The sequence below is a fragment of the Pseudarthrobacter sp. L19 genome, assembly GCF_050859435.1.
In the GTDB taxonomy this organism is placed as follows: Bacteria; Actinomycetota; Actinomycetes; order Actinomycetales; family Micrococcaceae; genus Arthrobacter.
Genome location: NZ_CP193935.1, coordinates 1,806,923 through 1,819,664, shown reverse-complemented (window position 1 = coordinate 1,819,664; position 12,742 = coordinate 1,806,923). Strand labels below are relative to the sequence as shown.

11 protein-coding genes are annotated in these 12,742 nt (G+C 69.2%); 3 read left to right on the top strand and 8 right to left on the bottom strand.

Annotation, left to right across the window (positions count from 1 at the left end; translation table 11 throughout):
• Positions 1 to 69: 69 nt before the first annotated feature.
• Positions 70 to 1,476 carry an alpha-hydroxy acid oxidase gene (locus ACRQ5B_RS08630; RefSeq protein WP_432393275.1) on the top strand — a complete coding sequence of 469 codons (1,407 nt, stop codon included), beginning with the start codon at positions 70 to 72 and terminating at the stop codon, positions 1,474 to 1,476.
• Positions 1,477 to 1,522: 46 nt separating this feature from the next.
• Here ACRQ5B_RS08630 and ACRQ5B_RS08625 read toward each other — a convergent pair whose 3' ends face one another.
• Together ACRQ5B_RS08625 and ACRQ5B_RS08620 are read right to left on the bottom strand one after the other, a co-directional pair.
• Entirely contained in the window at positions 1,523 to 2,185 is a 663-nt protein-coding gene (locus ACRQ5B_RS08625) for an ArsR/SmtB family transcription factor (protein WP_432393274.1), read from the bottom strand.
• A 55-nt stretch (positions 2,186 to 2,240) separates the two neighbouring features.
• Positions 2,241 to 3,464 carry an acetoin utilization protein AcuC gene (locus ACRQ5B_RS08620; protein WP_432393273.1) on the bottom strand — a complete coding sequence of 408 codons (1,224 nt, stop codon included), beginning with the start codon at positions 3,462 to 3,464 and terminating at the stop codon, positions 2,241 to 2,243.
• 99 nt (positions 3,465 to 3,563) lie between these two features.
• On the opposite strand from ACRQ5B_RS08620, the gene ACRQ5B_RS08615 reads away from it, so the two are divergent.
• Both ACRQ5B_RS08615 and ACRQ5B_RS08610 read left to right on the top strand, forming a co-directional pair.
• Entirely contained in the window at positions 3,564 to 4,997 is a 1,434-nt protein-coding gene (locus ACRQ5B_RS08615) for a TrkH family potassium uptake protein (RefSeq protein WP_412883949.1), read from the top strand.
• Positions 4,990 to 5,676, top strand: coding sequence for a potassium channel family protein (locus ACRQ5B_RS08610; RefSeq protein WP_290256130.1), 687 nt, complete (start codon positions 4,990 to 4,992; stop codon positions 5,674 to 5,676). Before ACRQ5B_RS08615 ends, ACRQ5B_RS08610 begins: the two co-directional genes overlap by 8 nt.
• Positions 5,677 to 5,769: 93 nt before the next feature.
• Here ACRQ5B_RS08610 and ACRQ5B_RS08605 read toward each other — a convergent pair whose 3' ends face one another.
• The 6 genes from ACRQ5B_RS08605 to ACRQ5B_RS08580 all read right to left on the bottom strand — a co-directional run bounded on the left by ACRQ5B_RS08605 (position 5,770) and on the right by ACRQ5B_RS08580 (position 12,703).
• On the bottom strand, positions 5,770 to 6,351 hold the full coding sequence (locus tag ACRQ5B_RS08605) for an HhH-GPD-type base excision DNA repair protein (RefSeq protein ID WP_432393272.1): 582 nt from the start codon (positions 6,349 to 6,351) through the stop codon (positions 5,770 to 5,772).
• A gap of 37 nt (positions 6,352 to 6,388) precedes the next feature.
• On the bottom strand, positions 6,389 to 7,222 hold the full coding sequence (gene proC, locus ACRQ5B_RS08600) for a pyrroline-5-carboxylate reductase (RefSeq protein ID WP_432393271.1): 834 nt from the start codon (positions 7,220 to 7,222) through the stop codon (positions 6,389 to 6,391).
• A gap of 270 nt (positions 7,223 to 7,492) precedes the next feature.
• Positions 7,493 to 8,671, bottom strand: coding sequence for a Ppx/GppA phosphatase family protein (locus ACRQ5B_RS08595; protein ID WP_432393270.1), 1,179 nt, complete (start codon positions 8,669 to 8,671; stop codon positions 7,493 to 7,495).
• 90 nt (positions 8,672 to 8,761) lie between these two features.
• Positions 8,762 to 9,199: an SseB family protein gene (locus ACRQ5B_RS08590; RefSeq protein WP_290256135.1), complete on the bottom strand. Its 438-nt coding sequence runs from the start codon at positions 9,197 to 9,199 to the stop codon at positions 8,762 to 8,764.
• A gap of 186 nt (positions 9,200 to 9,385) precedes the next feature.
• Positions 9,386 to 12,121 (bottom strand): type I DNA topoisomerase, encoded by a 2,736-nt coding sequence (gene topA, locus ACRQ5B_RS08585; protein ID WP_432393269.1) that lies wholly within the window; start codon positions 12,119 to 12,121, stop codon positions 9,386 to 9,388.
• Positions 12,122 to 12,253: 132 nt separating this feature from the next.
• The gene (locus ACRQ5B_RS08580; protein ID WP_432393268.1) at positions 12,254 to 12,703 is read right to left on the bottom strand and encodes an SRPBCC family protein; all 450 of its coding nucleotides are present in this window, start codon (positions 12,701 to 12,703) and stop codon (positions 12,254 to 12,256) included.
• Between the last annotated feature and the right edge of the window lie 39 nt (positions 12,704 to 12,742).

The window sequence follows — 12,742 nt, the reverse complement described above, 5'->3', positions numbered from 1 at the left end:
GACCATGGCATGCACCGAATTCCAAAGACCGACACCGCAATCCACAGCGTGAGAGACCCGGAGGCAGCAATGACGCAACCCGTAGGGACCACCAACCCCGAGGCGCCCACCACCCCGCAGGACACCGGAGCGGATGACGCTTCGGGCACCTTCGACGGCGGCGCCGGAGCGGGCACCGGCGCACGTGCCGCCCAGCCGGCGTCCCAGCAGACGGGCTCCCAGGCGGACGCCCAGGCGCACGCCCTGCCCGACGCCCTGCGGCGCAGGATCCCGAAGTACGCGGACCTGGCGCCGCTGATGCAGTTCAAGAAGCCGGAACTCGGCCGTGCCGCCCGCCTCCGCCGCGCCAGCACCATCTGGGACCTCCGCGCCATCGCCAAGCGGCGGACGCCCAAGGCCCCGTTCGACTACACGGACGGCGCCGCCGAGGCAGAGATCACCCTGAACCGCGCCCGGCAGGCCTTCCAGGACATCGAGTTCCGTCCGGGCGTGCTCCGCAACGTCTCCGCCGTCGACCTGGGCACGGACATCCTGGGCAAGCCCTCCCGGCTGCCGTTCGGCATCGCCCCCACCGGCTTCACCCGGATGATGCAGTCCGAGGGCGAGTACGCCGGTTCCCGGGCAGCCGCCGCGGCAGGCATCCCCTACACCCTCTCCACCATGGGCACAGCCTCCATCGAGGACGTCGCGGCCGCCGCACCGGAGGGCCGGAACTGGTTCCAGCTCTACCTCTGGACGGACCGGGACCGCTCGCTGGAACTGATCGAACGGGCCGCGAAGGCTGGGAACGACACCCTCATGGTCACCGTCGACACCGCCGTCGCCGGGGCCCGGCTGCGCGACGTCCGCAACGGCATGACCATCCCGCCGGCCCTGACGCTGAAGACGGTCCTGGACGCCTCCTACCGGCCGGAATGGTGGTTCAACTTCCTCACCCACGAACCGCTCACGTTCGCCTCACTCTCCCGGTACACCGGCACGGTGGCCGACCTGATCAACTCGATGTTCGACCCCACCCTGACCTTCGAGGACCTGGACTGGCTCCGCGAAACCTGGAAGGGCAAGCTGGTGGTCAAGGGCATCCAGACCGTCGACGACGCCCGCAAGGTCGTGGACCACGGGGCCGACGGCGTCGTGCTCTCCAACCACGGAGGCCGGCAACTGGACCGCGCCCCGATCCCCTTCCACCTCCTGCCGGAGGTCACGGCGGCGCTCCGTTCCGACAACAGCGACGCGGCCGTCATCCTGGACACCGGCATCATGAGCGGCGCGGACATCATCGCGGCACTGGCGATGGGGGCGGACTTCACGCTGATCGGACGGGCCTACCTGTACGGGCTGATGGCCGGCGGCCAGGCCGGCGTGGAGCGGGCCATCGAGATTCTGGCCACCGACATGCGCCGCACCATGGCGCTCCTGGGCGTGAGCCGCATCGCGGACCTGACCCCCGACCACGTGCACCTGCTGCAGCGGTAGGAGCCGCCCGCCCCAGAGGACACACAGATCAGGCCGCCATGAACATTCATGGCGGCCTGATGTGTGCGGTCAGAGTCGTGCGGTCAGAGTCGTGCGGTCGCGGATTACTTTTGCGGCCGAACTTCGGCAGGTTGGCCAGCAGGTCCGCGGCGCGGGTGGCGGCTCGGCCCACCGTCCGGCCGATCTGCTGCGGCCGCCGGTCCTCGGCCACGGCGCCCGGAGCAAGGGTTCCGTCGGGCAGGGTGCCGACGGGGAGCGCGACGGCGGGGCTCAGCGAGCTCTCCGCCGGAAGCTCGGTGGACTGGCCATTGCTGGACGGCGTTCCGGCGACGGCCTCGGCCAGGCTCCCGGGCGCCTCGGCCGGGGCGACATCGGCCGGCGCGCCATCAGCGGCTGGAGCGGGCGCGGGAATTGCGGCGGGAAAGGTGGCTGCAGGTCCGGCGGGAGCAACGCCGTCGAACGTGCCCAGCCAGGAGGCGACGTCGGCGAGCGGCCCGGGGTTCAGCGCGTAGTAGCGCTTCTGGCCCTGCGCCCGCATGCTGACCAGGTCCGCCTCGCGCAGGACCTTGAGGTGCTTGGAGATGGTGGGCTGGCTGGCCTCGAGTTCCTGCACCAGCTCCCCCACGGCCTTGTCCCCGTCGCGGAGGGCCATCAGGATCTCCCGGCGGGTGGACTCTGCAATGACGGCAAATACGTCGTCTGTCACCATGCCCTCCACCCTAGCGACATATACGCCGGATGGCATCCACTGGGCGGGGCCGGGTTCAGTCGAACCAGGGGTCCAGCCCGTAGAGCGGGAAAACTTCCTTGCGGGTGGCCATGACGGTGCGGTCCACGGCGTCGTTGGGATCGAAGCCGACCTCCCAGGAGCGCCACCAAAGATCGACGTCGTCGCCCATCACGGTGGGCGGTTCCACGCCGTACTTCGCCCCGTAGGTGTCCTTGACGTGCTGGCGCCAGTCCTCCGGCACGGCGGTGCGCAGCGGCACGGGCCGACCCGCGGCAATCGCCACCAGATGGCTCCAGGACCGCGGCACCACGGTGATGACGTTGTACCCGCCGCCGCCGGTGGCGATCCACCGGTTGTCGCAGTAGCGGGCGGCGAGGCCGGCGACGGCGGACGCCGCCTCCCGCTGGCCGTCCACGCTGATGTTCAGGTGTGTCAGCGGGTCCAGCTTGTGCGAGTCGCAGCCGTGCTGGCTGACGATGACCTCGGGTTCGAACGCCCCGACCAACTGCGGGACGACAGCGTGGAAGGCGCGCAGCCAGCCGGCGTCGCCGGTCCCGGCCGGGAGGGCCACGTTCACGGCGCTGCCCTGGGCGTTGGGGCCGCCGATCTCGTTGGCGAACCCGGTGCCGGGGAACAGCGTCAGCCCGGTCTCGTGCAGGGAAATGGTGAGCACCCGCGGGTCGTCCCAGAAGATGCTCTGCGTCCCGTCGCCGTGGTGGGCGTCGACGTCGATGTACGCCACCCGTTGCACTCCGCCGTCGAGCAGCCGCTGGATGGCGAGGGCGGCGTCGTTGTAGATGCAGAAGCCGCTGGCCCGCTCACGGGAGGCATGGTGCATGCCGCCGCCGAAGTTGACGGCGCGGACGGCGCTGCCGTCCAGGATGGCACCGGCCGCGAGCAGGGAGCCGCCGGCCAGCCGCGCGCTGGCTTCGTGCATCCCGGCGAAGGCGGGGTCGTCCTCGGTCCCGAGGCCCCGCTTCTCGTCCGGGGTCGCGGGATCGGCGCTGACGCGGCGGACGGCGGCGATGTAGTCCTCGCTGTGGACGGCGGCGAGTTCTGCGTCTGTGGCGACCTCCGGGGCGGCCACCGTGACGTGGTCGAGGTCCAGCAGGCCGAGGCTCCGGGACAGCCGGGCGGTCAGTTCCATCCGCTCCGGCGCCATGGGGTGGCTGTGGCCGAAGTTGTATGCCGTCATAGCGGAGTCCCACACCACCGTCGTTGGTAATGCGGCCTGGGCGAGTCCGGGCAGGAAAGTCATCCCTCACAGGCTACCGGAGCGGACACCGCCTCCCCGTCCTGCCGCGGAATATAGTGGTTTACTACTGTGGACGCCGTTTCAACCGAGGACAAACCGAACATGAAGCAAAGCCAGTCGAGGTCAACCCACCCGGCCAGCTGGCACCCCGGCCAGCCGGACCGGGAAGGTCTGTGGGTCCTCACCCGGCTGCGCGACTTCGTGGACGACATCGCGAACACGTCTCCGGCACGCCTGGCGGTCACCGCGTTCGCCGTCGTCGTCCTGGCCTTCACCGCCCTGCTGTCGCTGCCCGTGTCCTCCGCAACGGGCCAGGTCACGCCGCTGCACCAGGCTCTGTTCACCGCCGTGTCCGCGGTGTGCGTCACCGGCCTGACCGTGGTCTCCACCGCCGCGCACTGGTCCTTCTTCGGGCAACTCGTGATCCTGGTGGGAATCTTCGTGGGCGGCCTCGGCACCTTGACCCTGGCGTCCCTGCTGGCCCTGGTGGTGAGCAAGAAGCTCGGCGTCCGCGGCAAGCTCATCGCCCAGGAGGCCATGAACAACGCCGGCCGGCTCGGCGAGGTGGGCGCGCTGCTGCGGATCGTGATCGTCACCTCCGTGGTGATCGAGGCGGTGCTCGCCGCCGCACTGGTGCCGCGGTTCCTGTCCCTGGGCGAAAGCTTCGGCCAGTCCCTCTGGCACGGGATCTTCTACTCCATCTCCGCGTTCAACAACGCCGGGTTCACGCCGCATTCGGACGGGATCGTGCCCTACGAGACGGACCTGTGGATCCTGGTTCCGCTGATGGTGGGCGTCTTCCTGGGCAGCCTGGGCTTCCCGGTGGTGATGGTGCTGCAGCAGAACGGCCTGAACTGGAAGAAATGGAACCTGCACACCAAGCTGACCATCCAGGTCTCGCTGATCCTCCTGGCCGCCGGCGCCGTCCTGTGGGGCCTGCTGGAGTGGAACAACGTCCGCACCATCGGCAGCATGAGCGTGGGCGACAAGATCACGCACTCGCTGTTCGCCTCCGTCATGACCCGCTCCGGCGGCTTCAACCTGGTGGACCAGAACCACATGGACTCGGCCACCATGCTGCTCAGCGACGCCCTGATGTTCGCCGGCGGTGGCTCGGCGTCGACGGCGGGCGGCATCAAGGTCACCACCATCGCCGTGATGTTCCTGGCCATCGTGGCCGAGGCCCGCGGCGACGCCGACGTGAAGATTTACGGCCGCACCATCCCGGAGGGCACCATGCGGGTGGCCATCTCGGTGATCGTCGCCGGAGCAACCCTGGTGGCAGTGTCCGCGCTCCTGCTGCTGCAGATCAGCGGCGCCACCCTTGACCGGGTCCTGTTTGAAACAATTTCCGCCTTCGCCACGGTGGGCCTGAGCACCAACCTCAGCGCCGAACTGCCGCCGGCAGGCGTCTATGTCCTCACCGTGCTGATGTTCGCCGGCCGCGTCGGGACCGTCACGCTCGCGGCCGGACTGGCCCTGCGCCAGCGAAGCCAGCTGTACCACTACCCGGAAGAGAGACCGATCATTGGCTAGTTCCTCAGGCGCCGTCAACCGCCCCGCCCACAATGCCCCGGTCCTGGTGATCGGGCTGGGCCGCTTCGGCGCGTCCACCGCCGAACAGCTCGTCAAGCAGGGCCGCGAGGTGCTGGCGATCGAACGCGACCGCACCCTGGTGCAGAAGTGGTCCAGCGTCCTGACCCACGTGGTGGAGGCCGACGCCACCAACATCGATGCCCTCCGCCAGCTCGGCGCGCAGGAGTTCAGCTCCGCCGTCGTGGGCGTGGGCACCTCGATCGAATCGTCCGTGCTGATCACAGTCAACCTGGTGGATCTCGGGATCGAGCACCTCTGGGTCAAGGCGATCACGCCCTCGCACGGCAAGATCCTCACCCGGATTGGCGCCAACCACGTCATCTACCCCGAGGCCGACGCCGGCGTCCGCGCGGCGCATCTGGTCTCCGGCCGGATGCTGGACTTCATCGAGTTCGACGACGACTTCGCGATCGTCAAGATGTACCCGCCGCGGGAGACCGTGGGCTTCACCCTGGAGGAGTCCAAGGTCCGGTCCAAGTACGGCGTGACGATCGTGGGCGTGAAGTCCCCCGGCGAGGACTTCACCTACGCGCGGCCGGAGACCAAGGTTTCCGCCCGGGACATGCTGATCGTCTCCGGCCACGTGGACCTGCTGGAACGGTTCGCCGCCCGGCCGTAGGGGCCGACGGCGGACGACGTCGGGCGACCCGGACCCGCCGACGGCGGTCGGCTCGGGGCGCCGCCCCGCCCACGCCGACGTCGGCCCCGTCCGTCAGTCCGTGCTCTTGGCCGCCTTCGCCGCGGCCTTCGCGGCCTGCTTGCTGGCCCGAACCTTGACCAGGGAGTCCGGGTCGACGATGTCCGCCACGGACAGGTAGGCGTCCGCCTGGCCGTAGTGACCGGCGGCCTCGCGCCAGCCCTCGGCCTTGAGGCCGCACTGCTTGCCCAGCAGCGCCAGGAAGATCTTCGCCTTCTGTTCGCCGAATCCCGGGAGGGCCTTGAGCCGGCGCAGCACCTCGGCGCCGTCGGGCTCGCCCTGGGTCCAGATCGCGGTGGCGTCCCCGCCCCACTCCTTGTCCACGGTCTCGGCCAGCGCTTGGACCCGCCCTGCCATGGAGCCGGGGAACCGGTGCACGGCGGGCTTTTCCTTGAAGACCTCGACGAAACCCTGCGGGTCGTAGCCGGCGATGGTGCCGGGCTCCAGAGATCCGATCCTGGTGCGGATCTTCTCCGGCCCGGCGAAGGCCGACTCCATGGTCACCTGCTGGTCCAGCAGCATGCCGGTGAGCAGGGCGAAGGCGTCGTCGCTGAGCAGCTTGTCCGCGGCGTCGTCGCCGGTGATGTGCAGTTCCATGCGTGCTGTCCTGTCCGTGGGCGGGTGGGGTTGGATGTCAGCCCAGCTGTTTGGTGATCTCGGCGGCGCGCTCCGCGGCGGCCCGGGCGCCGGCGGCGATGATGCCGGGCAGCCCCTGCTCGTCGAAGGTGGCGATCGCGCGTTCGGTCGTACCGTTCGGGCTGGTCACCGCGATCCGCAGGGCGGTGGGGTCGGCGCCGGGTTCGGCGAGCATCAGGCCGGCGCCGGCCACGGTTTCCCGGGCCAGCAGCTTGGACAGCTCGGGGTCCAGGCCCAGCTCGACGCCGGCAGCGGCCATCGCCTCGGCAAGGTAGAAGGCGTACGCCGGGCCGGAGCCGCTGACGGCGGAGAGCGCGTCCACCTGGGATTCCGGGATCTCGACGACGGTGCCGACGGCGGCGAAGATGTCCTTGGCCTGCTGCAGCTGTTCCGCCGAGCAGTGGGTCCCGCCGGAGACGGAGACGACGCCGCGGCCCAGGCGGGCGGGCGTGTTGGGCATCGTGCGGATCACGGGCTGGCCGGCCGGCAGCGCTGCCTCCAGCTGTTCCAGGGACACGGCCGCGGCGACGCTGACCACCAGCGTGTCCGGGGAGAGGGCCCCGCTGATCTCCCGGGCCAGCGCGGCGGTTCCCACGGGCTTGACGCCGAGGATCACGACGTCGGCGCCGGTGGCAGCCTGCACGTTGTTCTCGGGTTCCTCTTCACCGGCGATCGCGGTGATACCGGCGTGCCGTTCCGCCAGTTCCGCGGCCCGCTCGGCCCTCCTCACGGTGGCGACGATGTCCGCGGGATCGGTCCCGCCGGCGATCAGTCCGCCCAGGATTGCCTCGTTCATTGACCCACAGCCCAGGAAGGCGATTCGGTTGCTCATGCCCCCATCATTGCAGTCGGCCCCGATTCACAGCCAGCTCACAACTTCGGGCCAGCTTGCTCCCATCCTCGGCCCCTACCGTAGTTAGTACCTCATCAAGAGGGTGCGAGTGATGCAGCAGGCATGCGGATGCCTGCCCCGGCACCGGTCGTCAGCAGCGGGTTTCCCCCATTTTCCCGCGAGCGACGGCCGGTGCTTTCGCGTTAAAGAATGCTTCGGAGCGGAGCCGACGACGACGGCCCGGTGCCCTCTCGGGCGGGGACAGCGCGGCTAGTGTTTCTTGTCCTTCTTGCCGTTGCCCTTTTTGTGGCCGTCCTTTTTATCGCCGTCGTGCTCCTTGTTCTTCTTGGCGGCATCCTTCTTGTCGTCGTCGTCCGAGTCGTCGTCGGAGTCGTCGTGCTCGTCGTCGTCCTTGTCGGCGGAGTTCTTGCCCTCGTCGTCCGGGGACTCGTCGTCGGGGGCCTGCAGCTCGGCGGGCTGGCTGGCCAGGGCTACATGGGGCGGCGGCTCCAGGGGCCCCTCGGTGACCAGCTGGTCCAGCCGGCGGAGGATCAGGCCTTCGCGGAGCGCCCAGGGGCAGATCTCCAGGCTGGGGAACTCGAACATCTCCAGGGCGGCCTCCGCCACGAGCGCGCCGGCCAGCAGCTGGGGTGCCCGGGCCTCTGAGACGGCGGGCAGGTGCAGGCGGTCCTCGATTTCCATGGCGGAGATGCGCTGAGCCCAGAGACCCAGGTCCGTGGCGTAGAGCTCGCGTTTGACGTAGGGGCCGGCGCCGCTCGGGGCCGCCCCGGCGATCCGGGCCAGCGACCGGAACGTCTTGGAGGTGCCGGCCACGTGGTTGGCCCGGCCCAGGCTCTGGAACTCCTTGACGACGGGTTTCAGGGTCTCCCGGATGTAGTTCCGCAGTTCTTTGACGCTCTTGGCGGAGGGCGGATCCTCGGTGAGCCAGTCGCGGGTGAGGCGGCTGGCGCCGAGCGGGACGGACATGGCCAGCTCCGGCAGCTCGTCCTCGCCGTAGGCCATTTCGAAGGAGCCGCCGCCGATGTCCAGGTTGAGCATAGGCCCGGCACCCCACCCGTACCAGCGGCGCACGGCGAAAAAGGTCATGGACGCTTCCTCGCTGCCGCTGAGTTCGCGCAGCGTCACGGTGGTCTCGTGCTTGACGCGTGCCAGCACCTCGCTGCCGTTGGTGGCCTCGCGGATAGCGGAGGTACAGAAGGCCAGCAGGTCCTCGGCCTTGTGCTTGGCGGCGAATTCCCAGGCCTCGAGGACGAACTCCACGAGCTCGTTCTGGCCCTCGTCGCTGATGTTGCCGTCACCGTCCAGGTGCTGGACCAGGGAGAGGGAGCGCTTATGCGAGGCGAAGGCCACCGGCCGGGCACCGGGATGGGCGTCCACGAGGAGAAGGTGGACGGTGTTGGACCCTATGTCGAGTACGCCTAGTCGCATAGGCACATTATTGCCCGGCGGGTACCGGCCGCCTAAAGAGCCGCGCCCGCGGACCACTGCCGGTCCGCGGGCGCTGGTGGGTGCCGGGTCTTAGGCCTCGGTGCCGGCCTCGTCCTCGTCGGCGGGCTTGAAATCGCGGCGGATGTTGGCCACACCCTCCGGGTCGATCTCGAAGCCGTAGGCGGCGCCGGGGTTGATGACCATCCCGAGCTCGTCGCCGAGGTTGCCGAGGATCGCGGCGCCCTGGGTTCCCAGGATGTTCGGCGCGGCGGCGAGGTACTGCTCCGTGACGCGGCTGGGGTGGGAGAAGACGGCCAGCACCGGATTGCCCGAGGCGTTGGCCAGCACCAGCGGCTCCACCTGCGAGTCGGGGCCCTCCAGGGTATCCGAGCTGACGATGTAGACCTCGTTGTTGAGGAAGGACAGGATGACATCCACCGGGTTGGCGTCCGGCTGTTCGCCCCTGGCGAGCTTCTCCTCGAGGTCGTTGAGCGGCTGTGAATCCATGGGTGTGGGCTGTTCAGTCATTGTCCCACTCGATCACTTTGCGGCCCGGGGCGCAATTCCCGACGACGGCGGCCGCGGCTCCGTCCGTCCCCGGCGAGGCCTGCTTCCGCTCGCAGGTTCGGCCCGCCGTCGCTGTTTCCAGACGGCGAGCCCGCACCGCACCCGCGAGCCGGACGGCCACGGACGCGAAGCCCCGAACCCCCGGACCTACTTCTTGGCCGCGGCCTTCCGGGCCGGTGCCTTGCGGGCTGCCGGCTTGCGCTTGACCGGGCCCTTGGCGCGCTTCTCGGCCAGAAGTTCCACGGCCTGTTCCCGGGTGAGCTCCTCGACGGAGGTGCTGCGCGGGACGGTGATGTTGGTGACGCCGTCGGTGATGTACGGGCCGAACCGGCCTTCCTTCACCACGATGTTCTTCTCCGAGACCGGGTCCGGGCCGAACTCGGCCAGCGGCGGCACCGCGGCACGGGCACCGCGCTGCTTGGGCTGGGAGTAGATCTCCAGCGCCTGCTCGAGGGTGATCGTGAAGATCTCCTCCTCGGAGCCGATCGAGCGGGAGTCCGTGCCCTTCTTCAGGTACGGGCCGAACCGGCCATTCTGCACCGTGATGGGGGTGCCTTCGGCGTCCTGGCCCACGACGCGCGGCAGGCTCATCAGCTGCAGGGCCTCGTCCAGGGTCACGGAGTCCACGGTCATCGAGGCGAAGAGGGAGCCGGTGCGCGGCTTGGCCTTGACCGGCTTCTTCGGCGGCTTCGGCTTGCCGTTCTTGTAGTACTCCACCGGCAGGCTGGCCAGCTGCTCCTCGGTCATCTCGGGGATGATCTCGGTGACGTAGGCGCCGTAGCGGCCGTTCTTGGCCACCACCGTGTGGCCGGTGTGCGGGTCCTCGCCGAGGACGCGCTCCTCGGGGGCGGCGGTCTCCATGAGCTCCACGGCCTTGGCGGCGGTGAGCTCGTCCGGGGCCAGGTCCTCGGGGACGTTGGCGCGGGCGGACTCGACGACCTCGCCGGTCTTCGGGTCCACGCTGGGAACGGAGCTCTCCAGATACGGCCCGAACTTGCCCACCCGCAGGGTGATGCCGTCCGTGATCGGGATCGAGTTGATCTCGCGGGCGTCAATCTCGCCCAGGTTGTTCACGATGCTCAGCAGGCCCGGCTTGGCGTCGGCGCCGAAGTAGAAGTGCTTCAACCAGGACGGGCCGGCCTCCTGGCCGTTGGCGATCTTGTCCAGGTCCGCTTCCATGTCGGCCGTGAAGTCGTAGTCCACGTAGTCGTGGAAGTGCTGTTCCAGCAGCCGGACCACGGAGAACGCGATCCAGCTCGGGACCAGCGCGGAGCCCTGCTTCCGGACGTAGCCGCGGTCCTGGATGGTCGAGATGGTGGAGGCGTAGGTCGACGGGCGGCCGATGCCCTTCTTCTCCAGCTCGGCGGTCAGCGACGCTTCGGTGAAGCGCGGCGGCGGCGAGGTCTCGTGGCCGACGGCGGTGATGTCCGCGGCGGTGAGGATGTCGTCCTTGGCCACGTTCGGCAGCCGGCGGGCCTCGTCGGAGTCGTCGTCGCCGCGGCTCTCGTCCTTGCCTTCCTCATAGGCGGCGAGGAAGCCCGGGAAGGTGATGACAGTGCCGGAGGCGGAGAATTCGGCGTCCCGGCCGTCGGTGGCGATCGCGCCGAGGCGGATGGTCGCCGTCGAACCCTTGGCGTCGGCCATCTGGGAGGAGACGGTGCGCTTCCAGATCAGCTCGTAGAGGCGGAACTCGTCGCCGGAGAGCTGCTTGGCCACCTGCGCCGGGGTGCGGAAGGAGTCCCCTGCGGGACGGATGGCCTCGTGCGCCTCCTGGGCGTTGGCGGCCTTGCCGCTGTACACGCGCGGCGAGGCCGGGACGTACTCGGGGCCGTACAGTTCGGACGCCTGGCGCCGCGCGGCCGTGATGGCCTCGTTGCTCAGCGCGTTCGAGTCGGTACGCATATAGGTGATGTAGCCGTTTTCGTACAGCCGCTGGGCCACCTGCATGGTGCTCTTCGAGGAGAAGCGCAGCTTGCGGCCGGCCTCCTGCTGCAGCGTGGAGGTGGTGAACGGCGCCGTGGGGCGGCGGGTGTAGGGCTTGGTGTCGACGGAGCGGACGCGGAATTCCGCCTCCTGCAGGCCGGAGGCCAGGGACAGGGCGAGTTCCTGGTTCAGGTGGACCACGCCGCGGGCGGTGAGCTCGCCGTCGTCGTTGAAGTCCCGGCCGCTGGCGACCTTGGAGCCGTCCACGGACGCCAATTTCGCTTTGAACGAGGACGCCGTGGCGGCGTCGGTGCCGAACTGGCCGGTCAGGTCCCAGTAGGAGGCGGCCTTGAAGGCCATCCGCTCGCGTTCCCGGTCCACCACCATGCGGGTCACGACGGACTGCACGCGGCCGGCGGAGAGCCCGCGGGCCACCTTGCGCCAGAGCACCGGGGAGATCTCGTAGCCGTAGAGCCGGTCCAGCACGCGGCGGGTTTCCTGGGCGTCCACCAGGTCCTGGTCCACGTCGCGCAGGTTGTCCATGGCGCGGTGGATGGCTTCCTTGGTGATTTCACCGAAGGTCATCCGGTACACCGGGACCTTCGGCTTGAGGACCTCCAGCAGGTGCCACGCAATGGCCTCGCCCTCGCGGTCCCCATCGGTTGCGAGGTAGAGCGCGTCGGCGCCCTTGAGCTGCGCCTTGAGTTCGGCGACCTTTTTCTTCTTGTCCGGGGACACCACGTAGTAGGGCTTGAAGTCGTGGTCGACGTCGACGGCGAACTTGCCCACCGAGGTCTTTTTCAGTTCCGCGGGGAGCTCCGAGGGCTGCGGGAGGTCACGGATGTGACCGATGGAGGCCTCGACAATGAAGCCCTCGCCCAGGTACTTGGCGATGGTCTTGCTCTTGGCCGGAGACTCCACAATCACGAGTTTCTTGCCGGTGGGGGCCTTGCTTGGCACGGTGCTCCTACAGAAAAAGGTTGCTCGGGCAGAACCGCCCATATCCGCCTAGTTCACCATATTTTGCGGAATACCGCGCATTGATGCACAAATGCGCGGCGGCTTCGGACCCGCGCCGCCGCCGCCGTGAGGCTAGGGCGCGATGCGGCCGAGGGTGTCCTTCAGCCGTGTCAGCAGGTGGCCCTGCCAGCCTCCGGACATGATGCGGTGGGCGACGGCGTGGCTGGGCTCCGCGGGGTTGAATCCCTCGTGGATCATGGACAACCGCGTCCCCGTTCCCTCCGGGGCAAGGGTCCAGGTTACGGTGCTTTGCAGGTCGTTGCCCGCCTCCGCGTCCCGCCAGGAGATCCGCAGCAGGCGCCCGTCCCGGAGCTCCAGGACGCGGCTGGCGACCAGGCCGCTGAAGCCGACGGCCGGGACCGGGGTCCCGCGCATGGTGTACTCGTGGCCGACGACGGGTTTGAAGTCGTTGTCCATGAGCCAGTCGGCAATCAGGGCCGGCTCGGTCAGGGCGCGCCAGACGGCCGCCGGCGGGTGCGGCAGGTATTCGTCGACGTGGATGGGGGCAAGCGGTGCAGTCACGGACACTCTTCCGGTCGTCGGGGGCTTTCAGAGGGCACC

Coding starts and splice junctions, on each gene's coding strand:
- ACRQ5B_RS08630 (WP_432393275.1), top strand. CDS start 70: ATGACGCAACCCGTAGGGACCACCAACCCCGAGGCGCCCACCACCCCG.
- ACRQ5B_RS08625 (WP_432393274.1), bottom strand. CDS start 2,185: ATGGTGACAGACGACGTATTTGCCGTCATTGCAGAGTCCACCCGCCGG.
- ACRQ5B_RS08620 (WP_432393273.1), bottom strand. CDS start 3,464: ATGACTTTCCTGCCCGGACTCGCCCAGGCCGCATTACCAACGACGGTG.
- ACRQ5B_RS08615 (WP_412883949.1), top strand. CDS start 3,564: ATGAAGCAAAGCCAGTCGAGGTCAACCCACCCGGCCAGCTGGCACCCC.
- ACRQ5B_RS08605 (WP_432393272.1), bottom strand. CDS start 6,351: ATGGAACTGCACATCACCGGCGACGACGCCGCGGACAAGCTGCTCAGC.
- proC (WP_432393271.1), bottom strand. CDS start 7,222: ATGAGCAACCGAATCGCCTTCCTGGGCTGTGGGTCAATGAACGAGGCA.
- ACRQ5B_RS08595 (WP_432393270.1), bottom strand. CDS start 8,671: ATGCGACTAGGCGTACTCGACATAGGGTCCAACACCGTCCACCTTCTC.
- ACRQ5B_RS08590 (WP_290256135.1), bottom strand. CDS start 9,199: ATGACTGAACAGCCCACACCCATGGATTCACAGCCGCTCAACGACCTC.